This is a genomic window from Mesorhizobium sp. M1088 (genome assembly GCF_040318575.1).
Lineage (GTDB): Bacteria > Pseudomonadota > Alphaproteobacteria > Rhizobiales > Rhizobiaceae > Mesorhizobium.
In genome coordinates, this window is record NZ_JAMYMO010000002.1 from 308,596 (window position 1) to 329,869 (window position 21,274).

Annotated in this window: 20 protein-coding genes and 1 riboswitch; of the genes, 14 read left to right on the forward strand and 6 right to left on the reverse strand. The window is 62.2% G+C overall.

What is annotated here, in order from left to right:
- Window positions 1-4 precede the first annotated feature (4 nt).
- The 3 genes from NKH49_RS04175 (at window position 5) to NKH49_RS04185 (ending at window position 3,802) form a co-directional block, all read left to right on the forward strand.
- A complete protein-coding gene (locus NKH49_RS04175) occupies window positions 5-2,224 on the forward strand; it encodes a 3-hydroxyacyl-CoA dehydrogenase NAD-binding domain-containing protein (RefSeq protein WP_352613913.1) in 2,220 nt (739 codons plus the stop codon).
- Between the two features lie 82 nt (window positions 2,225-2,306).
- The gene (locus NKH49_RS04180; protein ID WP_352470103.1) at window positions 2,307-2,951 is read left to right on the forward strand and encodes a S24 family peptidase; all 645 of its coding nucleotides are present in this window, start codon (window positions 2,307-2,309) and stop codon (window positions 2,949-2,951) included.
- Between the two features lie 11 nt (window positions 2,952-2,962).
- Window positions 2,963-3,802 carry a thermonuclease family protein gene (locus NKH49_RS04185; RefSeq protein WP_352613914.1) on the forward strand — a complete coding sequence of 280 codons (840 nt, stop codon included), beginning with the start codon at window positions 2,963-2,965 and terminating at the stop codon, window positions 3,800-3,802.
- On the opposite strand, the gene NKH49_RS04190 is transcribed toward NKH49_RS04185, so the two are convergent.
- Window positions 3,765-5,417 (reverse strand): lysine--tRNA ligase, encoded by a 1,653-nt coding sequence (locus tag NKH49_RS04190; RefSeq protein ID WP_352613915.1) that lies wholly within the window; start codon window positions 5,415-5,417, stop codon window positions 3,765-3,767. The two genes, NKH49_RS04185 and NKH49_RS04190, sit on opposite strands and share 38 nt — an antisense overlap.
- Window positions 5,418-5,655: 238 nt before the next feature.
- Between NKH49_RS04190 and NKH49_RS04195 the strand changes: the two genes are divergently transcribed.
- Window positions 5,656-6,066, forward strand: coding sequence for a tellurite resistance TerB family protein (locus NKH49_RS04195; RefSeq protein WP_023677339.1), 411 nt, complete (start codon window positions 5,656-5,658; stop codon window positions 6,064-6,066).
- 14 nt (window positions 6,067-6,080) lie between these two features.
- Here NKH49_RS04195 and NKH49_RS04200 read toward each other — a convergent pair whose 3' ends face one another.
- A complete protein-coding gene (locus NKH49_RS04200; RefSeq protein WP_352501702.1) occupies window positions 6,081-6,932 on the reverse strand; it encodes an ABC transporter substrate-binding protein in 852 nt (283 codons plus the stop codon).
- Between the two features lie 271 nt (window positions 6,933-7,203).
- On the opposite strand from NKH49_RS04200, the gene NKH49_RS04205 reads away from it, so the two are divergent.
- The 3 genes from NKH49_RS04205 to NKH49_RS04215 all read left to right on the forward strand — a co-directional run bounded on the left by NKH49_RS04205 (window position 7,204) and on the right by NKH49_RS04215 (window position 9,436).
- Window positions 7,204-7,935 carry a helix-turn-helix transcriptional regulator gene (locus NKH49_RS04205; RefSeq protein ID WP_352470107.1) on the forward strand — a complete coding sequence of 244 codons (732 nt, stop codon included), beginning with the start codon at window positions 7,204-7,206 and terminating at the stop codon, window positions 7,933-7,935.
- Window positions 7,936-8,032: 97 nt separating this feature from the next.
- Window positions 8,033-8,671, forward strand: a complete 639-nt coding sequence (locus tag NKH49_RS04210) for an acyl-homoserine-lactone synthase (protein ID WP_023677342.1) — start codon at window positions 8,033-8,035, stop codon at window positions 8,669-8,671.
- A 15-nt stretch (window positions 8,672-8,686) separates the two neighbouring features.
- Window positions 8,687-9,436, forward strand: a complete 750-nt coding sequence (locus NKH49_RS04215) for an enoyl-CoA hydratase-related protein (RefSeq protein ID WP_023677343.1) — start codon at window positions 8,687-8,689, stop codon at window positions 9,434-9,436.
- A 24-nt stretch (window positions 9,437-9,460) separates the two neighbouring features.
- Here NKH49_RS04215 and ppk2 read toward each other — a convergent pair whose 3' ends face one another.
- Window positions 9,461-10,363, reverse strand: coding sequence for a polyphosphate kinase 2 (gene ppk2 / locus NKH49_RS04220; protein ID WP_352501703.1), 903 nt, complete (start codon window positions 10,361-10,363; stop codon window positions 9,461-9,463).
- A gap of 197 nt (window positions 10,364-10,560) precedes the next feature.
- On the opposite strand from ppk2, the gene NKH49_RS04225 reads away from it, so the two are divergent.
- The 3 genes from NKH49_RS04225 to NKH49_RS04235 all read left to right on the forward strand — a co-directional run bounded on the left by NKH49_RS04225 (window position 10,561) and on the right by NKH49_RS04235 (window position 13,790).
- Window positions 10,561-11,823: an ATP-binding protein gene (locus NKH49_RS04225; RefSeq protein ID WP_352501704.1), complete on the forward strand. Its 1,263-nt coding sequence runs from the start codon at window positions 10,561-10,563 to the stop codon at window positions 11,821-11,823.
- A 117-nt stretch (window positions 11,824-11,940) separates the two neighbouring features.
- Window positions 11,941-12,666, forward strand: coding sequence for a phosphate signaling complex protein PhoU (gene phoU / locus NKH49_RS04230; RefSeq protein WP_023677346.1), 726 nt, complete (start codon window positions 11,941-11,943; stop codon window positions 12,664-12,666).
- A gap of 116 nt (window positions 12,667-12,782) precedes the next feature.
- Window positions 12,783-13,790 carry a magnesium and cobalt transport protein CorA gene (locus NKH49_RS04235; protein ID WP_023677347.1) on the forward strand — a complete coding sequence of 336 codons (1,008 nt, stop codon included), beginning with the start codon at window positions 12,783-12,785 and terminating at the stop codon, window positions 13,788-13,790.
- Between the two features lie 97 nt (window positions 13,791-13,887).
- On the opposite strand, the gene NKH49_RS04240 is transcribed toward NKH49_RS04235, so the two are convergent.
- Window positions 13,888-14,412: a GcrA family cell cycle regulator gene (locus NKH49_RS04240; RefSeq protein ID WP_352925208.1), complete on the reverse strand. Its 525-nt coding sequence runs from the start codon at window positions 14,410-14,412 to the stop codon at window positions 13,888-13,890.
- 355 nt (window positions 14,413-14,767) lie between these two features.
- Between NKH49_RS04240 and NKH49_RS04245 the strand changes: the two genes are divergently transcribed.
- The 3 genes from NKH49_RS04245 to NKH49_RS04255 all read left to right on the forward strand — a co-directional run bounded on the left by NKH49_RS04245 (window position 14,768) and on the right by NKH49_RS04255 (window position 18,066).
- The gene (locus NKH49_RS04245; RefSeq protein ID WP_352470110.1) at window positions 14,768-15,967 is read left to right on the forward strand and encodes an aspartate aminotransferase family protein; all 1,200 of its coding nucleotides are present in this window, start codon (window positions 14,768-14,770) and stop codon (window positions 15,965-15,967) included.
- 14 nt (window positions 15,968-15,981) lie between these two features.
- Complete coding sequence (gene argF / locus NKH49_RS04250; protein WP_352470112.1) at window positions 15,982-16,893, forward strand: ornithine carbamoyltransferase; 912 nt, start codon at window positions 15,982-15,984, stop codon at window positions 16,891-16,893.
- A 162-nt stretch (window positions 16,894-17,055) separates the two neighbouring features.
- Window positions 17,056-18,066, forward strand: a complete 1,011-nt coding sequence (locus tag NKH49_RS04255; protein WP_352470113.1) for an Hsp33 family molecular chaperone — start codon at window positions 17,056-17,058, stop codon at window positions 18,064-18,066.
- A 6-nt stretch (window positions 18,067-18,072) separates the two neighbouring features.
- Here the strand turns inward: NKH49_RS04255 and apaG are convergent, their stop codons facing one another.
- Window positions 18,073-18,465: a Co2+/Mg2+ efflux facilitator ApaG/CorD gene (apaG, locus tag NKH49_RS04260; protein ID WP_352470114.1), complete on the reverse strand. Its 393-nt coding sequence runs from the start codon at window positions 18,463-18,465 to the stop codon at window positions 18,073-18,075.
- A 227-nt stretch (window positions 18,466-18,692) separates the two neighbouring features.
- Here apaG and NKH49_RS04265 point away from each other — a divergent pair, with 227 nt between their 5' ends.
- Window positions 18,693-19,844, forward strand: coding sequence for a ceramide glucosyltransferase (locus NKH49_RS04265; RefSeq protein WP_352613917.1), 1,152 nt, complete (start codon window positions 18,693-18,695; stop codon window positions 19,842-19,844).
- 37 nt (window positions 19,845-19,881) lie between these two features.
- Here the strand turns inward: NKH49_RS04265 and NKH49_RS04270 are convergent, their stop codons facing one another.
- A complete protein-coding gene (locus NKH49_RS04270) occupies window positions 19,882-21,072 on the reverse strand; it encodes an O-succinylhomoserine sulfhydrylase (protein ID WP_352613918.1) in 1,191 nt (396 codons plus the stop codon).
- A 70-nt stretch (window positions 21,073-21,142) separates the two neighbouring features.
- Window positions 21,143-21,220, reverse strand: a riboswitch (SAM riboswitch).
- Window positions 21,221-21,274 lie beyond the last annotated feature (54 nt).

Sequence of the window (21,274 nt, forward strand, 5' to 3'; positions counted from 1 at the left end):
GATGATGAGCTACACCAATTTCACCCTCGACATCGACGCCGACGGCATTGCGCTGGTCACCTGGGACATGCCGGACCGTTCGATGAACGTCTTCACCGAGGAGGTGATGCTCGAACTGAATACCATCGTCGACAAAGTGGCGAGCGATGCAGCGATAAAGGGCGCGGTGATCACCTCCGGCAAGGATACGTTCTCGGGCGGCGCCGACATCACCATGCTGCAGAAGATGCTGGCGACCCTCGCCGCCGACAAGGCGAAGGACCCGGAGAAGGCGACCAAGGCCCTGTTCGACAATGCGGGCACCATGAACGGCCTATTCCGCAAGCTGGAAACTTCGGGAAAGCCATGGGTTTCGGCGATCAACGGCACATGCATGGGTGGCGCGCTCGAATTGTCGCTCGCCTGCCATGGCCGTGTCGCGGCCGATTCAGACAAAGTGAGGATGGCGCTTCCCGAAGTGAAGATCGGCATTTTTCCGGGCGCCGGCGGCACCCAGCGCGTGCCGCGGCTGACCGACCAGCAGCAGGCGCTGCAAATGCTGACGTCCGGCCAGACGCTGTCGCCTCAGAAGGCCAAGTCGATGGGCCTGATCCATGAGATTGCCGAGCCGGACAAGCTGGTCGAAACCGCCAAGGCGATGATCAGGAACGGCTTGAAACCGGTGGCGCCATGGGATGAAAAGGGCTTCAAGCTGCCCGGCGCCCCGATCTATTCGGTGGCCGGTGCCAATCTGTGGCCCCCGGCCATCGCCATTCTGCGCCGCGAGACCTATGGCAATTATCCCGCCGCTGCCGCCATCCTGAAATGCGTCTATGAGGGCCTGTTGGTGCCGTTCGACACCGCCTTGCGGATCGAGCAACGCTATTTCACCGAGATCATGCAGACCAGGGAAGCGGCAGCGATGATCCGTTCGCTGTTCGTGTCGCTGCAGGAACTGAACAAGGGCGCGCGCCGCCCGGCCGGTGTGCCGGAAACGAAGTTCAAGAAGATCGGCGTGCTCGGTGCCGGCTTCATGGGCATCGGCATCGCCTATGTGACGGCCAAGGCCGGCATTCCGGTGGTGCTGCTCGACCGCGACATAGAGTCCGCCGCCAAGGGCAAAGCGCATTCCGACAACCTGATCTCGGATCAGGTCAGGAAGGGCCGCGCCAAGCCAGAGGACAAGGAAAGATTGCTGTCGCTGATCACGCCGACGGCCGATTACGCCGATCTTGCCGGCTGTGATCTTGTGATCGAGGCGGTGTTCGAGGATTCGGCCGTTAAGAAGGATGCCACCGAACAGGCCGAGGCGGTGCTGAAGCCGTCGGCGATCTTCGCGTCGAACACGTCGACCATCCCAATCACATCGCTGGCCAGGAATTCGGCGCGCCCGAAGAATTTCATCGGCATTCATTTCTTCTCGCCGGTCGACAAGATGATGCTGGTCGAGATCATCCTCGGCAAGAAGACCGGCGACAAGGCGCTGGCCACCGCGATCGACTTCGTCCGCGCCATCAAGAAGACGCCGATCGTCGTCAACGATACGCGCGGTTTTTACGTCAATCGCTGCGTACTGCGCTACATGTCGGAAGCCTACAAGATGCTGATCGAAGGTGTTCCGGCGCCGATGATCGAGAATGCGGCGAAAGCCGCCGGCATGCCGGTCGGTCCTCTGGCATTGACCGACGAGACCGCGATCGACCTTGCCCAGAAGATCATGAAGCAGACCATGCGCGATCTCGGCGACAAGGCGGTCGATCCGAAGCAGATGGCGCTGATCAACACGATGGTCGACACGCATGGTCGCTTGGGCCGCAAGAACAGCAAGGGCTTCTATGACTATCCGGCAAAACCGGCCAAGAAGAAGCTGTGGCCAGGTCTCAGGGATCTCTACCCGCAGCTGGCGCCGGAGCAGGTTGATTATGAGGAACTGAAGCAGCGGCTGCTGGTCACCATCGCGCTTGAGGCGGTACGGGTGATGGAAGAGGGCATCGTTACCGACCCACGCGAGGCCGATGTCGGCTCGATCCTGGCCTTCGGCTTCGCGCCCTATACAGGCGGTGCACTGTCCTACATCGACGGCATCGGCGCTAAGAAATTCGTCAAAATCGCCAAGCGCCTGCAGAAGAAATACGGCACCGAGTTCAAGGCGCCGAAGCTGCTGCTTGATATGGCCGAGAAGGGCGAGACCTTTTACGAGCGCTTCGATCCCTATACCAGGGACGAGGCCAAGGAGGCAGCCTGACACCGTCTTCGGCGGTGGACAAGATGGCGGCCAAGGGGTAGAACAGGGAAGGTATTTTTTCCTGTTTCGAAGGAAGAGCAAGGTGCTCTCGCACGACCGCGTTTGGGCCGCCATCGACGCTCTTGCCGAGCGTTATTCGCTTTCGGCCTCTGGACTGGCCAGGCGCGCTGGCCTCGACTCGACCGCCTTCAACAAATCGAAGCGGCTGTCCTCAGATGGACGGCCGCGCTGGCCGTCGACCGAATCGCTGGCCAAGATCATCGAGGCGACCGGCGCCTCGCTGGACGAATTTGCGGGGCTGGTCGAGGGTCGGGGTAATTCCGGCTCACTACCCGTGCAGAGATCGTCGGTGCCGCTGCTCGGCTTCGCCCAGGCGGGCGCCGGTGGCTTCTTCGACGACGCCGGGTTTCCAGCGGGGCAGGGATGGGACCTGATCGAGCTTCCGGCACGGGCAACCGAGACCTCCTATGCCTTGAAGGTCCAGGGCGATTCCATGCTGCCGCTCTATCGCAATGGCGATGTCCTGATCGTCGAGCCGGGGGCTACTATACGAAAGGGTGATCGCGTCGTCGTCAAGACCAATGCCGGCGAGGTGATGGCCAAGGTGCTTGACCGCCAGACACCGAGGTCGATCGCGCTGGTCTCCCTCAATCCCGATCACCCGGACCGCGACATCCCCATGCGCGATGTCGAATGGGTGGCGCGGATTGTCTGGGCAAGCCAGTAGGCGCGGGGCCGGTGCGTCTGCCTCACCTTGCCTTGGCTGTTCTGGCGATCCCGGCGATGGCCACGGCAATTGTCGCCGGCGGCCGCGCCGTCCAGAGCGAAAGCGGCGGCCCCTGGGAGCAAATCCAGGTCGGCGCTGAACCGCAGCCCGCCGCGCCGGCTACGTCGGCCATCCCGAAACCAGTGCCAGCCAAGCAGGCGGCGCATTCGAGGGCAATCGATCCAGACATCGTGGTGCCGCCGCCGCCCGGTTCTAACGAGCTTGAACGGATAGAGCCGCGCGCCCCGTTGAGCGATCTGGCATTGGCCGGACCGCCCAAGCCGCCAAAAACGAAAATGCCTGACGACTGGAAAGGCACGAAACTATTCCAGCCCGTCGCGTCGGCCGCCGGGGTCATCGAAGCAAAGGGCTATTCGATTGCGGTTTCCGGTATCGACATCGTCAAGCAGGAGGAGACTTGCACCGACGGCGGCGAGTCCTGGAATTGCGGCATTCGGGCGCGAACGGCCTTCCGCGCCTTTCTCCGCAGTCGTGCGGTGGTCTGTGCCGTGCCGCCCGAAGGCGGTCGTGATCTGATCGCCGCCGAGTGCCGGATCGGCAATCAGGATATCGGCCAATGGCTGGTCGAAAATGGCTGGGCGCGCGCCGCCAAGGGCGGCCCTTACGCAGAAGCCGGCGAGAAGGCGCGTGCAGCAAAAAAAGGCGTCTTCGGGCCGGCGCCGAGCGTTTCAGGCCTGCCGCCGCTCCCGGCTGCTGCGTCGCGATCCGCGCCTGTAGCGCCTAGCTCGATCCTGGAGGAGCAAGACGGCGTCCTCATGCCGCCAGTTGACCAGCCAGCGCCCGCTGAATGAGCTCGCGCGTTTCGGCGATGCCGTAGAGCGCGGCGAAGGAGCCGAAGCGCGGTCCGCGTTCCTGACCTATCAGCACCTGATAGATCATCTGGAAGAAGGCGACGGAGACACCGGGTCCGCCCTCCGGGCTCTGCTTGGAATGGTCCTGGTAGCGCTCGATCTTGCGCGCAACATTGAGGGCAGCGTTCTGGATTGCCTCGCTGTCGGCATCAGCCGGCAGCGCGGCAAGCGCTACCGAAAGCTTGGTCAGCGCCTCGCGCTCGACCGCGTCGGCAGCACGGTACACTTTCGCCGGCTTCACGAAATCGTCGAAATAGCGGATGGCATATTCGGCCAGCCGGTCGAGCTCGGGATGGGTTGTCGGCGTCACACCCGGCGCGTGGCGCGAAATGAAACCCCACAGCACGTCCCTGTTCTGCGCGTTCGAGGCGCTGACCAGGTTGAGCAGCAGCGAGAACGGAACCGGCAGGTCGACTGCCGGGGGATTGCCGTCATGCATGTGCCAGACCGGATTGCCCAGCCGCTCCTTCCAGTCCTGCCTCTGATAGGCAGAGAGGAACGTGTAATATTCGTCTACCGCCTTCGGGATGACGTCGAAATAGAGCTTCTTCGCGGTTCGCGGGCGCTGGAACATATAAAGGCTAAGGCTCTCGGTCGGCGCGTAAGTCAGCCACTCGTCAATGGTCAGCCCATTGCCCTTCGACTTCGAGATCTTCTGGCCGTTCTCATCGAGGAACAGCTCGTAATTGAAGCCCTCCGGTGCCGGAGCATCGAGCGCGCGGCAAATCTGCCCGGCGAGCTTGACGGAATCGATCAGATCCTTGCCGGACATCTCGTAATCGACGCCGAGTGCTGCCCACCGCATCGCCCAATCTGGCTTCCATTGCAGCTTGGCATGACCGCCGGTCACCGGCGTCTCGAAGCGCTCGCCGGTGTCCGGGTCGCGCCACACGATGGTGCCGGCGTCGAGCTTGCGCTCGTCGATCGCGACTTGCATGACGATGCCGGTCTTGGGATGGATCGGCAGGAAGGGCGAATAGCTCAGCGCCCGCTCCTCGCGCAGCGACGGCAGCATAATTGCCATCACCTTATCGAAGCGCTCGAGCATCTTGAGCAGCGTCGCGTCGAAGCGGCCGGAAGTATAATAGTCGGTCGAGGAAGCGAATTCGTAATCGAAGCCGAAACGGTCGAGGAAAGTGCGCAGCCGTGCGTTATTGGCAGCGCCGAAGGACGGATACTCATTGGAGAACGGGTCCGGTATCCTGCTCAGCGGCTTGCCGAGGTAGGCGCGCAGCATGTCCTTGTTAGGCACATTGTCAGGCACCTTGCGCAATCCGTCCATGTCGTCGGAGAAGCACAGCAGCCGCGTCTTGACCTTGTCTTCAGTCAGCACGCGGAAGGCGTGGCGCACCATAGATGTGCGCGCCACCTCGCCGAACGTGCCGATGTGCGGCAGGCCGGACGGGCCGTAGCCGGTCTCGAACAGCACCGTTTCCGGGTAGCCGCTGCTCGCGTAGCGGGCGGCGATCTTTTTCGCTTCCTCGAATGGCCACGCCTTGCTTTCGGCGGCGGCGAGGACTTCCGGGCTGAGATCGATCGGCTGTTGTTCGGCCATGATGCTATTCCTGCAACGTTGCCAGCATCGATGCCGGCAGCCGCATGCTCTAGACCATGATCCCGAAAAGTGGAACCCGGTTTTCGGGCAGGACCGTGATCAGGCAAGAAGCCCCCGTCCCGATAGTCAGGATGGATCAACTTCCAAGGCGTGATCGGAGCGCCAACGATCGCGGCTGTTTTTCCTTGCGGCGCCGGTCCCTCGTTCCTAACTTCGGGACCATCTCAAGGAGTTGTAAATGCCATTGTCGCCACACGAAGCCATGATCTACCTGATGGTCATCACCTCGGCGTCAGACCGCGACATGACCGACGTCGAACTGGCGCGGATCGGCGACGTCGTTCGATCCTGGCCGGTGTTTGAGGATTTCAACCAGGAGCGGCTGGTCGAGGTCGCCCAGGCCTGCCAGAAAATGCTGCATGAAAAGGATGGGCTGGAGGGCGTCCTGGCGCGCGTCGCCGAGGCGCTGCCCGAACGCCTGCGTGACACCGCCTATGCCGCCGCCTTCGAGGTCGCAGCTGTCGATCTCGAAATGCGCCTGGAGGAGGTACGCGTTCTGCAGCTCGTCCGCCGGGAACTCGACCTCGATGCGCTGACGGTCGCCGCCATTGCGCGAGCCGCCAAGGCCCGCCTTCGCACGCTGACCTGAGCCGGCGGCCAAGCTCAGAAAAAACTGACGGGAAAATAGCGCAGATAGAACTCGGCGAACGTGCCTTTCACCGAGATTTCCTGCAGCGCGTAGTCGAAAGCGGCGGCCAGTGCCGGATCGTCGGCCCTGGTGGCGATTGCCATGCCTGAGCCGAGATATTCGGGCGCCAGATAGGGGCCGCCGGCAAAGCGGCAGCAGCCCGCTGCATCCGAACCGCCGAGCCAGAAGGCGAAACGCATGCCGTCGCCGAAGGCGGCGTCGATCTTGCCGGCTTTCAGCTCGCCATAAAGCTCCTCCGGCTTTGCGAATGGGACGATTTGGACGTCGCCGAAATAATCGCGCAGCACCCGCTCGTGCGCGGAGCCGGCGATCACGCCGACACGCTTGCTGCGCAGCTTGTCGAACATTGGTTCGGTCAGCGCCTGTGTCTTCAGCATGATGAAGCGGGCCGGAAATTGCAGGTAGGAGCGTGAAAATGCGTATTTCGACCGCGACTCCGGCGTCGCGGCGATGCCGGCAATGATCGCTTCGCCCTCGCCCTTCCCGAGCGCACCTTCGAGCTCGGCCCAGGGCAGCGCCTGGATCTGGCATTTTTCGGCAACGCCGAGCTCGGCGCAGATGGCGCGCGCTAGGTCGACATGGAAGCCCGACAGCCGGCCTGCCCCATCGAGGAAATTGAACGGCGGGAAATCCGTGGTGGTCAGGAATCGCAGCCGCGGCAGCATCGAAAGGTCCGGCTTTGGCAGCCGCTCCTTGGCGTCCCAGAACACGGGCACCTGCGGCTCCGCGGCGAGCGCAGCAGCCGCAAGCGATTGCGCTCCGATCAATATCGAGATCAATGAAATGGATATGCGCCGAAACGCCACGCGACGACTCCGTTCGGTCTTGCCCCGGCTTTCGTACGAAATAACACAGGTTTTTGTACGAAAAAAACACAGGTGCGACGGTTTTTGGTTTCATCATTGCAATTTAGGGATATTGTTTAGTGAGTTTGCAAGTGACTGCGTGATGCCGGCTGAAGAGGAGCAGTAGGACGCACAGGGGAGGCAGCTTTGCAGTCCGGGGTTGATGGCGTGGTGCGGGTTGATCACTGCCATTGGCCTCAAGAGCGGAAGGCAACATGGGGTAGATGTTGCGATGGGTCATTTCGATCGTACGCTGGAGTTGATAGATCAGTTGCAGCACGCCGGCACAGCCGCCGCCGTCTGCGAAAAGCTGTTGGGGGTAACAAGCGGGTTCGGGCTGACGGCGCTGATGGCCGGGACGGTTCCGCAACCTGGCACGCCGAGAAACCAGCAAAAGGACCATGTGCTGCTCTGCGACTGGCCGGCTGAATGGCTTGAACGCTACGTCGCGCGCAACTACGTCGATCACGACCCCGTCGTCAGCCACATGAAGCAGCTTCAAGCGCCATTCCAGTGGCGGGAAGCATCTCAGGGCATCCGCATCGGCAAGAGCGGCGGCGAGGTGATGGGCGATGCCGGGGAATTCAAGCTGCGCGACGGGTTGGCCTTTCCGCTAATCACGCTCGATGGCCAGATCGTCATGGTGTCGCTAGGCGGCGAGGCTGTCGAATTGTCGAGCGCCGATTTCGGGTTGGTGTCGCTGGTCTCGACTTATGCGATTGGCCGCGCAATGCAGCTCCACACCATGGCGGGCAAAACCATCGATCATGTCGAATTAACGCCGCGTGAGCGCGAATGCCTGCAATGGGCTGCTGTTGGCAAGTCCGAATGGGAGATTTCACAAATTCTCGGCATTTCGGAACACACGTCAGAGAAACACCTTCTTAACGCCAAAAGCAAACTCGGTGCCGTCAACCGGGTCCAGGCCGTCGCGGAAGCGATAAGGCGCGGCTATATTAACTAGGTCGGCCGCGCCGGCCTAGAAATTCTTGCTTGCGTGATCGCGTAATTTTTTTGGGAAAGCACGGCCGTATCTTCCTATTGAAACTAGGAGACGGCAAATGCTTTTTTCCCTCACAACCCAGGAACTGATGGAACGGCCCGACCTCTGGGAGGCAGTTCATCGTTTGCGTTACAGAGTTTTCGTCGAAGAGATGGGATGGACCGATCTGCAGCGCCCTGATGGCCTCGAGATCGATCAATTCGACCACGACGAGGCAGTGCACCAGATCGTCATCCGCAATGGCGAGCTCGCCGGTTATCAGCGGATGTTGCCGACAACCCGGGCCCATCTTCTAACCGATGTGCTGGCGGACCTTTATGAGGGAACCCCACCGTCGGGCCCGAATGTCTATGAACTGACCCGCTATGCGGTTGCGCCGGGATTCCGCGACGGTCGGCGCGGCGTGTCGACGGTCGGCACCGAGCTGATCGCCGGCTTCGTCGAGTGGGGTCTGAAGCGCAACGTCAACCAGGTGATCATCGAATTCGAGCCGATGTGGGTGCTTCGCGCGCTGCAGCTGCATTTCCTGGCAACGCCGCTCGGTTACCAGCGTACCTATGGCAACCAGCAGGTGGTTGCCACACTGCTCACCTTCAACGAGCACACGCTCGACGTGGTGCGTTCGCGCCGCAACCACTTTGCGCCGGTGCTGGCCAGAGGGTACCCGGACATGCTCGGACAGAGACGCGCCTCGTGAGATTGGAGAGAGGCCATGAACGTTCACTCAAAAGCAGAATTCCGCAATCACACGCTGATCGTCACGGTATCGTCGGGTGACGGCCGCCCGGTGCTGGACAGGCGGGCCTATGAAAGCCTGGCCAGGACATTCCACGAAGCCGCTGTCGACGACGACGTCCGCGTAGTGGTCCTGCGCGGCTTGGCCGGGTGCTTCTGCCTCGGTGCCGATTTCTCCGAATTTCTCGACGCCACCAAACATCGGCGACTGATCGCCGCCGTCACCGATATGTTCCGCACGCTGGCGACGTTTCCGAAACCGGTCCTTGCCTGTGTCGACGGCGACGCCGTCGGCGTCGGTTGCACCATCCTGTTCCACTGCGACATGGTGATCGCCTCGAGCAAGAGCACGTTTCGGGTGCCGTTCGTCGATTTCGGCCTGGTGCCGGACGCGGCGACCAGCATTCTGGCGCCGCAGAAGCTCGGCTATGCCGGGGCGTTCCGCTTCTTCTGCCTGGGCGACACGCTCGCCGCCGAAGATGCCAGGGCACTGGGCCTTGTCGGCGAGATCGTGACGGACGGCAGCGTCGAGGAAGCCACGTTGGCAAGAGCCAGGCAACTCGCCAAGAAGCCTGTCGCGGCGCTGCTACAGACGCGCGACCTGCTTAGGGGCGACACCGGCGCGCTCTGCGACCGCATCGATCAGGAGATCTCGCTTTTCCAGCAGGCGCTGCAGGACGACACCACGCTGAAGCGACTGCAGCGGATTGCCCGGCTGGCGGCATGAGAGCCGCGTATCGATGAGGTGAGCTTATTTTTCGAGGAAAGTCGGCCCTTCGCCGATGATCTTCTTGTCCTCCTTGCCGATGACGTCGAGGTCGCGGCCGTCATAGGGAAGCGAAAGGAGAATGCGCTGCATGACGGCCAGCCGCGCGCGCCGTTTGTCGTTCGCCCGCACAATGATCCAGGGCGCGAACTCCTTGTGCGTGCGCTCGACCATCAGGTCGCGCGCTTTGGTGTATTCGTCCCATTTGCTGATGCCGGCGATGTCGATTGGCGAAAACTTCCAGCTCTTCAGCGGGCTCCAGCGGCGGTCGTGGAATCGCTCGAGCTGCGTTTCCCGGCCGATGTTCAGCCAGAATTTGAAGAAATGTATGCCCTCGTTGCGAATCATCCGCTCGAAATGCGGAACCTCGTCCAGAAATTGCTCGTGCTGCTCGGGCGTGCAGAATCCCATCACCGGTTCAACGCCGGCGCGGTTATACCAGGAGCGGTCGAAGGTGACGAATTCGCCCGACGTCGGGAAGTGGTCGACGTAGCGCTGGAAGTACCATTGTCCAAGCTCGGTGGGCGTTGGCTTGGTCAGCGCCACGTTGCGCGCCGTGCGAGGGTTCAGATACTGGCGCAAAACGAAGATCGTGCCGCCCTTGCCGGCAGCGTCGCGCCCCTCGAACAGCGACATTACCCGCTTGCCCGTCGACTGCAGCCACGCCTGCGCCTTGACCAGCTCGATCTGCAGCTTCTCTAGCCTCTCGTCATACTCCTCGCTCTTCATCTTCTTGTCGTAAGGGTAACCGCCGGCAGTGAGCTTGCGGTCCTCGACCCAGTCGGGAAGCGCGGGGGCCTCGATGTCGAACGCCCTCTCCTTGCCGTCGATCATGATCTTCAGCGGCCCCGATGAGGGTGCGGCGGGGCTTTCGTTGGCGTTTTTCATCGAGGCGAACCTTTCCAGCTTCCGGACTCGTGCTATTGGGAGCCTTACTGCATCGGCCCGAAAATCGGAATCGATTTTCGGAAAGAACGATGCAGCAGATAAAGAGGTAGAGCGTCCTTTGTGCGCCCAATTGGACGCACTGCGCTCTAGCGCCGGTCCAGCAAGAAGTTCTTGAAGTGGCCGCAGACGGAGCGCAAATGGCCGACATCGGCACAGAGCGGAGAGGCAGGGCGCAAACCGTCGCCATGCGGCTGTGGAACAGCCGCTGGCTGCTGGCGGCCGGTCTCGTTGCGGTTCTGATGGTCTATGGTTTTGCCGGCATGTCTGGCTATGTGGTGCTGCTGGCTGGCGCCGTGCTGGTTGCCGCTGCGATGCTGCCGGCCGGCATCGCCCGCCAATCGACCGAAAATGCCGCGGCCATCGAGTCGGGCGTGCAACAACTTTCCGGCGAATATCTCGCGGCGGCGGTTGCCGATCCGCTGATCATTTTCGATCGCTCCGCCGCCATCGTCCACGCCAACGCCGCTGCCTTTGCCGCCTTCGGTGGGATTGCCCCCGGCATGTCGCTGTCGCTGAAATTCCGCGCGCCGGAAATGCAGGCCTTGCTGGATAGCATCTTGGCGGGCAACGTCGCTTCGGACAGCGTCGACTACATAGAAAAGCTGCCGGTCGAACGAGCCTATCGGGTGAGCGCGTCTTCAGTCGGCCATGCCACGGATCTCTACGTGCTGGTGTTCAAGGACCAGAGTGAGGCGCGCCGGATCGACAGAATGCGTGCCGACTTCATTGCCAATGCCAGCCACGAGCTGCGCACGCCTCTCGCCTCGATCGCCGGCTTCATCGAGACGCTGCGCGGGCCGGCCCGCAACGACCCCGCGGCGCGCGAGCAGTTCCTGCAGATCATGCAGAACCAGACCAGCCGCATGGCGCGCCTCATCGACGACCTTCTGTCGCTGTCGCGCCTGGAGATGAAGCCCTATCTCAAGCCGGGAACCGAGGTCGACGTGCGCCAGGCCATCGACAGCGTCATCGATTCGCTTGGGCCGCTCGCAAAGGAAAACGGCGTCGTCATCGAGCGTGATTTCGCGGAAGGGCCGCTCGACGTGGCCGGCGATCGGGACGAGCTTTTCCAGGTCTTCGAAAATCTGCTGGAAAACGCCTGCAAATATGGTCAGTCGGGCGGACGTGTCGTGGTGTCGATCATACGCAGCGACAGCGATCCCGAACCGGGCATCGACGTCACCATCAGGGATTTCGGCCCCGGCATCCCCGAAGAGCACATCCCGCGCATCACCGAGCGTTTCTACCGCGTCGACGTCGAGAACAGCCGAACCCAGAAGGGCACCGGCCTTGGCCTGTCCATCGTCAAGCATATCCTGACCCGCCACAACGCCAGACTCTCCATCAGGTCGGAGATCGGCAAGGGTGCGGCGTTCACGGTCCATTTGCCGGCTCGCTAACGTAGTACTATCTCTAGCACATAATGGGCCGTTTCTTTTTTCTGTCATCCGGCTAGCGTATCAGCGGGGATTCGAGGGAACGACTCAACCACGAGATCCCGGGAAGGCATTTCGTCCATGCAGTCCGTGCATATCGTCAGCGCCTATGACGAGGAGCTGAAATATCTGTCGAAGCGCATCGCTGCGATGGGCGGGCATGCCGAGCGCATGGTCGAGCAGGCGGTCGCGGCGCTGGTCAATGCGGATCCGGGGCTTGCCCAGAAAGTCATTCGGGACGACCTAGTTCTGGATGAGGGACAGCGCGAGATCGACGACAAGGCGATCATCATCATCGCCAAACGCCAGCCGATGGCGACGGATCTGCGCGAGATCGTCGGCGCGATCCGCATCTCGGCTGACCTCGAACGGGTAGGCGACCTCGGCAAGAACGTCGCCAAGCGGGTGGTTGCCGTCGCAGACGGGCGCCAGCCGAACAGCCTGTTCCGCGGCCTCGAGGCTTTGGCCAATCTGGCACTGACCCAGCTCAAGGAAGTACTCGACGTCTATGCGTCGCGGTCGGTGGAGAAAATCGGTTTCGTGCGCGACCGCGACGACCAGATCGACGCCATGTACACCTCTCTGTTTCGCGAATTGCTGACCTACATGATGGAAGACCCACGCAACATCACGCCCTGCACACATCTCCTGTTTTGCGCCAAGAACATCGAGCGCATCGGCGACCACGCCACCAACATCGCCGAGACGATCTACTATATCGTCACCGGCGACCAGATGCCGGCCGATCGTCCGAAGGGCGATAAGACGGACAAGATTATTCTTCCCGCAACCCAACCAGCGAAGTGAGTTCTCTCAGCACTGATGCGAATTTCGGATTCGCCACCCGACAGAAAATTGCGCTAAGCTTTCGACGCGCCGACTTCTCAGTTCCGCGATGAAGGCCACGCCTTCAGGAGGCTGCGATGGAATATGTCCGCGAGTTTGCTCCTGCGCCGCCGATGTCGGGTATAATCGCTTGCGGCGTCTATACGGCTGGGCGGCGCATCGCCGACATTCCGATCGAGGAAGCCGGCGAATGGGCCGGGAAGCCGGGCCACGTGGTCTGGATCGGACTGCTGGAGCCCGACCGCAATTTGTTGCTGCGCGTCCAGGCGCAATTCCATCTGCATGAGCTGGCGATCGAGGACGCCGAGCATCCGCACCAGCGACCGAAGATCGAGCAATATGGTGATGCCCTGTTCATCGTTGCCCGCACGGCGCAGCTGATCGACAGCCGCGTCACCTTCGGCGAGACGCATCTGTTCGTCGGCGCGGGCTACATCGTCAGCGTCAGGCATGGCCCGTCGACCTCCTACGCCGCCGTTCGCCAGCATTGGGAAAGCTGCCCGCATTCCCTTGCCAAGGGCGAGGATTTCGTCCTCTACGCCATTCTCGATTTCATCGTCGACAACTATATGCCGGTGCTTGAGCAGATCGAAAACGAGGTCGAGGCGATCGAGGACAAGGTTCTGCTGAAACCGATGACCGGCTCCGATATCGAACGGCTTTACATGCTGCGCCGCGATCTCTTGCGCCTGCGTAATGCGGCCCTGCCGCTGGTGGAGGTCTGCCGGCGGCTCACCAGCGCCGATCTGCCGCAAATCCACACAGCCATGCACCCGCTGTTTCGCGACGTCACCGACCACATCCGCACTGTCCAGGAAAAGATCGACAGCCTGCGTGAGGTTCTCGCCTTCGCCTTCGAGGCGAGCCTTCTGGTCGGTCAAAGCCAGGAGACGGCGATCTCCAAGAAGCTTGCCTCATGGGCCGCAATCTTGGCCGTGCCGACGGCATTCGCCGGCATTTACGGCATGAATTTCAGCGACATGCCGGAACTGAGGATGGAATATGGCTACCCGGCCGTCCTGGCGGCAATTGCCCTGATCTGCACGTTTCTTTACTGGCGGTTTCGCAAGAATGGGTGGCTATGAAGTGGGTGAATGATCAATAGTGAATAGGGCTAGGCAAGAGCCTTGCTTTCTTACTCCAAGCTCAGCCCGCCACCATTCACCATTCACCATTCACCATTCACCTGCTCCGCCGCCGCTCCGATGCCGGCTGGAACGCCACGCGGGCGTGGTACTTGCAGTAGGGGCCGGTTTCGGCGGCGTCGTTGCCGCAGAAATGGAAGTCTTCCGAAAGCGGATCGCCGTTCGGCCATTTGCAAGTGCGCTCGTTGAGTTCGACAAGTTGCAGATGCCGCGAGATCGGCACGACGACGTTCTCGACCGGGCGGATATAGTGGCGCGCCACCGGTTCGGCATCGAACTGCGCCTTGAGCGCGGTCGCACCGATCGACATCGAGGTGGTGGCATGGCGCGTGGCGCTTGCTGCCCGGGACACCGATTTCTGGATCGTCGATCCCTGCACCGTCTTCTTCTGGCGTGCCGGTGAGGAGGTCGTGCGTCCGCGACCGGACAGTTTCAGCCGGTGCACTTTGCCGATGACCGCATTGCGGCTGACCCCGCCAAGCTGTGCGGCGATCTGGCTGGCGCTGAGGCCCTCCGACCACAATTTTCTGAGAAGTTCGACTCGCTCGTCAGTCCAGTTCATGAGACCGCGCTCCTGCTGAAACGTGCGGCAATCGGAATCCATTCCCGACCCGGCTTCTGCCGGGCAGACACCACATATATCGGGTGATTAGGTCCGCCGCACGAAATCTAGTTATTTCTCTGCTACAATTACCTTATGCGCTGACTCGGTGACAAGAGTCCCAAGGCCAACACGAATCGGTTTTTTCGGTTTTCCCCAACTTGCCCGGTCGCTTAGGAGCCGGCGTTATGCTGGGGGGCTTGCCGCGCGACCTTGCGCGACCTTTTCGTTGACTTCACGGCCGAAAAACACGATAAGCCACAAGGGCCGCCGCTTTGGCGGCTTTTTGATTTTTCCGGTTCCGGAGACGCATATAATGAGCGGTTCGGCGCTTTTCGAGACCTTTGTTCGCGCACCCCTGGCTTTCGACCACGGTGAAGGCACCTGGCTGGTCACCGACAAGGGCGAGCGATATCTCGATTTCGCCGGCGGCATCGCCGTGAATTCGTTGGGCTACAGCCATCCGCATCTGGTCGCGGCCCTCACCGAGCAGGCCGCCAAGCTCTGGCACGTCTCTAATCTGTACGAGATTCCGGGACAGAGCCGGCTCGGCGAGCGGCTGGCCGACGCAAGCTTTGCCGACAAGGTGTTCTTCACCAATTCCGGCGCAGAGGCGCTCGAATGCGCCATCAAGACGGCGCGGCGCTACCACTTCGTCAAGGGCCATCCCGAGCGCTACCGCACAATCACCTTCGAAGGCGCCTTCCACGGCCGCACCCTGGCGACCATCGCCGCCGGCGGCCAGTACAAGTATCTGGAAGGTTTCGGCCCCAAGGTCGACGGCTTCGACCAGGTCGGTTTCGACGATGTGGATGCCACCGAGAAGGCGATCACGCCTGAAACCGCGGCGATCCTGATCGAGCCGGTGCAAGGCGAGGGCGGCATCAGGCAAGTGCCGACGCAATCGCTGAAGCGGCTCAGGCAGCTCTGCGATCAGCACGGACTGCTCCTGATTTTCGACGAGGTCCAATGCGGCGTCGGCCGCACCGGAAAGCTGTTCGCGCATGAGTGGGCGGGTGTCACCCCCGACCTCATGGCGGTGGCCAAAGGCATCGGCGGCGGCTTCCCGATGGGTGCCTGCCTCGCCACCGACGAGGCAGCGGTCGGCATGACCGCCGGCGTGCACGGCACCACCTTCGGCGGCAATCCGCTGGCAATGGCGGTCGGCAACGCCGTGCTCGACGTGGTACTGGAAGACGGCTTTCTCGAAGACGTCCAGCGCAAGGCACTGCTGTTGAAGCAGGGGCTCGCTGGCGTCGCCGACGAATTTCCGGATGTTATCGAAAGCATCAGGGGCACCGGCCTGATGCTCGGGCTTAAATGCGCGATGCCCAACACCAAGGTCACGGTGGCACTGCGTGACCAGCATCTCTTGACGGTTCCGGCCGGCGACAACGTTATCCGCCTGCTGCCGCCTCTCACCGTCACCGACGCCGAGATCCACGAAGCGCTCGAGCGCATTCGTGCCGGCGCCAAGAGCCTGGCAGATGCCATCGTCGCTGCCGCTGCGAAGTAATCCTGGAATTCCTGATGTCCCTTCGCCATTTCACCGATCTTTCCGCCGTTTCCGAAGGCGATCTGCGCTTCATGCTCGACGACGCAGCGGTGCGAAAGGCAAGGCTCAAGGCCGGCGAACGCAGCAAGCCGCTCGAAGGCAAGGTGCTGGCGATGATCTTCGACAAGCCGTCGACGCGCACGCGCGTGTCGTTCGACGTCGGTATGCGGCAGTTGGGTGGCGAGACGATCATGCTGACCGGCACCGAGATGCAGCTTGGCCGCTCGGAGACCATTGCCGACACGGCCAAGGTGCTGTCGCGCTACGTCGATGCCATCATGATCCGCACCACCTCGCATGACCGGCTGCTGGAACTGATGGAAAACGCTACGGTCCCCGTCATTAACGGGCTGACCGACGAGACCCATCCCTGCCAGCTGATGGCCGACATCATGACCTTCGAAGAGCACCGCGGTCCGGTGGCCGGTAAAACGATCGCCTGGACCGGCGACGGCAACAACGTGCTGCATTCGCTGCTGGAGGCATCCGCGCGGTTCCATTTCAAGCTGAATGTCGCCGTGCCCGAGGGCAGCGAACCGGCCCAGAAGCATGTCGACTGGTCGAAAGCCAATGGCGGCAAGCTGAAATTCACCCGTTCGCCCGAGGAGGCCGTTCACGAGGCCGACTGCATCGTCACCGACTGCTGGGTGTCGATGGGCCAGGAGCACCGTGCCCGCGGCCACAATGTCTTCCTGCCCTATCAGGTCAATGCGGCACTGATGGCGAAAGCCAAGCCGGATGCGCTGTTCATGCACTGTCTGCCGGCGCATCGCGGTGAGGAGGTTACCGACGAGGTCATCGACGGACCGCATTCGGTGGTGTTCGATGAGGCCGAGAACCGGCTCCATGCCCAGAAGGCGGTCCTGGCCTGGTGCCTGGGCGCTTGATACGAGCCGCGGTGATCCGGGCCGGCCTGATCTGCGCCGCCTTGATCTGGGCCGCCTTGATCCGGGAGTTGGTGGTGCCTATCTCAGGCGCATCACGCAAATCGAGCGCGTCTCGTCGCATGCGCCCCGGAGGGCGGCATCGCCGCGCCCCGGAGCTTTGTCATGTTGGAAACTCATCAATTGGCTGAACATAAACCCAAGCTCGGCGAATTCGGCTACGCCGGCGACGACCATGTCGTGCCGTTCGAGGTCGGCCCGCTCGACGTGCGCGGTCGCACCGTCCAGCTCGGGCCGATGCTCGATGCTATTCTCAGCCGCCACGACTATCCCGAGCCGGTCGCCCGGCTCCTGGCTGAAGCCTGTGTGTTGACGGTATTGCTCGGAACTTCGCTGAAGTTCGAGGGCAAGTTCATTCTGCAGACCCGCACCGACGGGCCGGTCGACATGCTGGTCGCGGATTTCTCCACGCCGCACGCGCTGCGCGCTTACGCCCGCTTCGATGCCGACCGGCTGCAGGCTTTGACTTCTGCCGGCGAGACGTCACCGCAGACGCTGCTCGGCAGCGGCGTCCTGGCGCTGACCATCGACCAGGGCGCCCACACGCAACGCTACCAGGGCATCGTCCAGCTCGACGGCGTCACACTGGAAGATGCCGCACGCACTTATTTCCGCCAGTCGGAGCAGATTCCGACCGACCTCCGGCTTTCGGTTGCCAAGCTTCTGACGCCCGGCGTCGGCGGTGCCCGCGAACAATGGCGGGCCGGTGGCCTGCTGGCACAATTCCTGCCGCAGTCGGCGGAGCGCATGCGCGTACCCGACCTTCCAGGTGGCGACGGCGATCCGCGTGAGGAAATCCACGACCCGACCGACAATTCCTGGCAGGAGCTGCTGGCGCTGCTTGGTACTGTTGAACCGACCGAGCTGATCGATCCGACGATCGGCGCCGAACGGCTGCTTTACCGGCTTTTCCACGAGCATGGCGTCCGCGTGTTCGGCGGGGTGCCGGTCGCCGACCAGTGCTCATGCTCGAGGGAGAAGATCCACGGCATCCTCGAAGGCTTTTCCGCCGAGGAGATCAGGGACAGCACCGAGGATGGCAGCATTCACGTCGCCTGCGAATTCTGCTCGAAGCAATATGACTTCGACCCGGCGGAGTTTGCAGCGGCCGGATGACCGCCGTCAATTGACGGTGCGCCGCATTCCCGGCAAGTCGAGCGAGAAGGCGGGGATGGCGACGTCGAACGTCTCGCCCCGCCTGTTGCGCATGGTGTAGTGCCCGACCATGATGCCGGACGGCGTCGAGAGCGGGCATCCAGACGTATACTGATAGCTGTCGCCGGGGTTGAGTCCGGGTTGCTCGCCGACGACCCCGGGGCCGCGCACTTCCTCGACCTTGCCGGTGCCGTCGGTAATGTGCCAGTAGCGCGACAGAAGCTGCACGAACTCATCCGACTGATTGTCGATGGTCACCTGATATCCCCAGACATAGCGGTTTTGCGGCGGGTCGGAGTGATCCTCCAGATAGAACGGCCTGACCTGCACTTCGATGTTGCGGGTGACGGCGCTGTACATAAACTGCTCCAAAGCAATGTAGATGGAACTTTCGACGCTCAGCGCAGTTTGATCAACGATGCGCGTCATCTCCTTGCCCGACTCGAGCGCAGGTGCCGAAAAACAATGTCATTTAAGTGACACATGACAATGATGGTGTGCAGGCTTGTGCCGGGCGACTCAGCGTTCTGTCGAATTGTTGAAAACGGCCGTCATGCGGCCGGCACTTCTGGAGTGACCAGATCTCGATGGAACCGACATTCGCAGCCGCTCTCCTTTCCATAGCCCTCCTTCTTTCAAATCTCGCCAGCATCCTGTTAGCTTCGCTGAAGCTGAAGCGACCAGCCAGGATCGCACCGCCCGCCAACGCGCCGCCGGTATCGATCGTCATCCCGGCACGCGGCGTCGAGCCGTTTGCCGAAGAGACGCTGGAGCGCGCCTTCTCACTCGACTGGCCGCGCTACGAACTCATCTTCTGCGTTGCCCATGCCGACGACCCGGTGGTCAAGCCGATCACCGCCGCAATGGCGCGCTTTCCAGCTATTCGCGCCCGCCTTCTAGTCGGTGACGACCGCATCAGCGGCAATCCAAAACTCAACAATTGCGTGAAGGGTTGGGAAGCGGCGCATTATCGCTGGGTCATTCTTGCCGATTCCAATGTGCTTATGCCGAGCGACTACGTCCAGCAGCTGATGGCGGCATGGCGGCATGGTACTGGCCTCGTCTGCTCGACGCCGATCGGCTCACGGCCGGACGGCTTCTGGGGGGAGGTCGAATGCGCCTTTCTCAACACGCTGCAGGCACGCTGGCAGTACGCCGGAGAGGCGCTCGGCCTCGGCTTCGCGCAGGGTAAGAGCATGTTGTGGAACAAGCCGATGCTCGACGCCAATGGCGGCATCCGCGCGCTTGCCGCCGAGATCGCCGAGGACGCCGCCGCGACCAAGCTGGTCAACGGGCTCGGACTGCGGGTCAATCTTGTCGCCTCGCCCTTCGAACAGCCGCTCGGCCGGCGCACGCTTGGCGAGATCTGGTCGCGGCAGGCGCGCTGGGCGCGGCTGCGCCGCGTCACCTTCGCGCTGTTCTTCGCCCCCGAGATCCTGATCGGCGCGGCGCCGCCGCTGGTGCTTGCGCTGATCGCGGCGGCTGACGCCGGCGTCAGCCTGCCGGCAACCGCCATCGCCGTGCTGGTCGCGGCCTACCTGCCGGAATGCGCTTTGGCCTCGGCTAAGGGATGGCACCTGTCGCCGCGCACGATCCCGGCGATGATGGCGCGAGACCTGATGCTTCCCGCCATTTGGGCGCGCGGATGGCTGAGCGGCGCCGTCGACTGGCGCGGCAATGTGATGACTATCCAGACAAAGACCGTCGCGGAGCTGGAAGAGACCCCGTCCGGTGCCTGATCGGGCGCGTTCCCGCTCGCCTCTGTTCGGCCAGCCCTTATCCGGCAACTCTCAGTGCCTGCTCGATGTCTTCGAGCAGGTCGTCGGCGTCCTCAAGGCCAACTGACAGCCTGAGCGTTCCCGGTCCGATGCCGAGCTCGGCGCGGGCCTCATCGGTCAAGTTCTTGTGCGTCGTCGTCGCCGGATGGGTGATCAGGCTCTTGGCGTCGCCGAGATTGTTGGAAATGAGCACGACGTCGAGTGCGTTCTGGAAGGCAAAGGCCGCCTGCTTGCCGCCCTTCACATCGAGGCAGATCAGCGTCGAGCCACCCGACATCTGCTTCTTGACCACGGCCGCTTGTGGGTGGTCGGCACGGCCGGGATAGATGACACGGGCGATTTGCGGGCGCTCGGCCAGGAAATCCGCGATGCGGCCGGCACTTTCCGTCTGCTGGCGTACGCGTAGCGGCAGCGTCTCCAGGCCTTTCAGCAGCGTCCAGGCATTGAAGGGCGAGAGGCTTGGGCCGGTGTGGCGGAAATAGTCATGCAGGTTCTCGTCGATCCATTTCTTGTCCGACAGAACGATGCCGCCAAGACAGCGCCCCTGGCCGTCAATATGCTTCGTGGCCGAATAGACGACGATGTGGGCGCCGAGCTGCAGGGGTTTCTGCTGCAAGGGCGTAGCGAAGACATTGTCGACGATCAGCCTGGCGCCGATCGAATTGGCAAGTGCCGCGACGGCGGCAATGTCGACTACCTCCAGCGTTGGATTGGTAGGGCTTTCCAGGAAAAACAGTTTGGTGTTTGGCTTGACCGCCTTTTCCCAATTGGCGATGTCGGTGCCGTCGACCAGCGTTGCCTCAATGCCGTATTTCGGCGCCAGCGTCTCGACCACCCAGCGGCAGGAGCCGAACAGCGCGCGCGCCGCCACGATATGGTCGCCCGCCTTGGCGCTGCACAGCAGTGCTGCCGTCACCGCCGCCATGCCGGATGCCGTGGCGCGCGCGTCTTCGGCTCCTTCCAGCGCGCACATGCGTTTCTCAAACATGTCGACCGTCGGATTGGCATAGCGCGAATAGATGAAGCCCGGCTCCTCGCCCTTGAAGCGGGCCTCCGCCGCTTGCGCCGTCTCGTAGACATAGCCTTGGGTGAGATACATCGCCTCGGAGGTCTCGCCGAAGCCGGAACGCAGCGTTCCGGCATGCACGAGTGCGGTCTGAGGCTTCCAGTCGCGCTTCTTGGTCATCATTCCATCCAAACACCAAAATTGGTCCAAACAACAAAAAACCGGTCGCGAAAGTCGCAACCGGTCCATATGGCCTTGCGGCCCGACGGTCCTTTAGCGACTTGTTTAACGTGGCTGCAAGCCGACCGGCCAAATCACCACGGGATAACGAGCTTTAGACCCGCGCCACGCTTGCGTCAATTGCCGGCATGATTAAGAGGGTTGT

Excerpts from the sequence above, each read along its gene's own strand:
- NKH49_RS04225 (WP_352501704.1), top strand. The coding sequence starts at position 10,561 with ATGGCCGACATCGGCACAGAGCGGAGAGGCAGGGCGCAAACCGTCGCC.
- phoU (WP_023677346.1), top strand. The coding sequence starts at position 11,941 with ATGCAGTCCGTGCATATCGTCAGCGCCTATGACGAGGAGCTGAAATAT.
- NKH49_RS04255 (WP_352470113.1), top strand. The coding sequence starts at position 17,056 with ATGTTGGAAACTCATCAATTGGCTGAACATAAACCCAAGCTCGGCGAA.
- NKH49_RS04195 (WP_023677339.1), top strand. The coding sequence starts at position 5,656 with ATGCCATTGTCGCCACACGAAGCCATGATCTACCTGATGGTCATCACC.
- NKH49_RS04265 (WP_352613917.1), top strand. The coding sequence starts at position 18,693 with ATGGAACCGACATTCGCAGCCGCTCTCCTTTCCATAGCCCTCCTTCTT.
- NKH49_RS04205 (WP_352470107.1), top strand. The coding sequence starts at position 7,204 with ATGGGTCATTTCGATCGTACGCTGGAGTTGATAGATCAGTTGCAGCAC.
- NKH49_RS04245 (WP_352470110.1), top strand. The coding sequence starts at position 14,768 with ATGAGCGGTTCGGCGCTTTTCGAGACCTTTGTTCGCGCACCCCTGGCT.
- NKH49_RS04215 (WP_023677343.1), top strand. The coding sequence starts at position 8,687 with ATGAACGTTCACTCAAAAGCAGAATTCCGCAATCACACGCTGATCGTC.
- ppk2 (WP_352501703.1), bottom strand. The coding sequence starts at position 10,363 with ATGAAAAACGCCAACGAAAGCCCCGCCGCACCCTCATCGGGGCCGCTG.
- NKH49_RS04270 (WP_352613918.1), bottom strand. The coding sequence starts at position 21,072 with ATGATGACCAAGAAGCGCGACTGGAAGCCTCAGACCGCACTCGTGCAT.
- NKH49_RS04210 (WP_023677342.1), top strand. The coding sequence starts at position 8,033 with ATGCTTTTTTCCCTCACAACCCAGGAACTGATGGAACGGCCCGACCTC.
- argF (WP_352470112.1), top strand. The coding sequence starts at position 15,982 with ATGTCCCTTCGCCATTTCACCGATCTTTCCGCCGTTTCCGAAGGCGAT.
- NKH49_RS04190 (WP_352613915.1), bottom strand. The coding sequence starts at position 5,417 with ATGGCCGAACAACAGCCGATCGATCTCAGCCCGGAAGTCCTCGCCGCC.
- NKH49_RS04240 (WP_352925208.1), bottom strand. The coding sequence starts at position 14,412 with ATGAACTGGACTGACGAGCGAGTCGAACTTCTCAGAAAATTGTGGTCG.
- NKH49_RS04235 (WP_023677347.1), top strand. The coding sequence starts at position 12,783 with ATGGAATATGTCCGCGAGTTTGCTCCTGCGCCGCCGATGTCGGGTATA.
- apaG (WP_352470114.1), bottom strand. The coding sequence starts at position 18,465 with ATGTACAGCGCCGTCACCCGCAACATCGAAGTGCAGGTCAGGCCGTTC.
- NKH49_RS04175 (WP_352613913.1), top strand. The coding sequence starts at position 5 with ATGAGCTACACCAATTTCACCCTCGACATCGACGCCGACGGCATTGCG.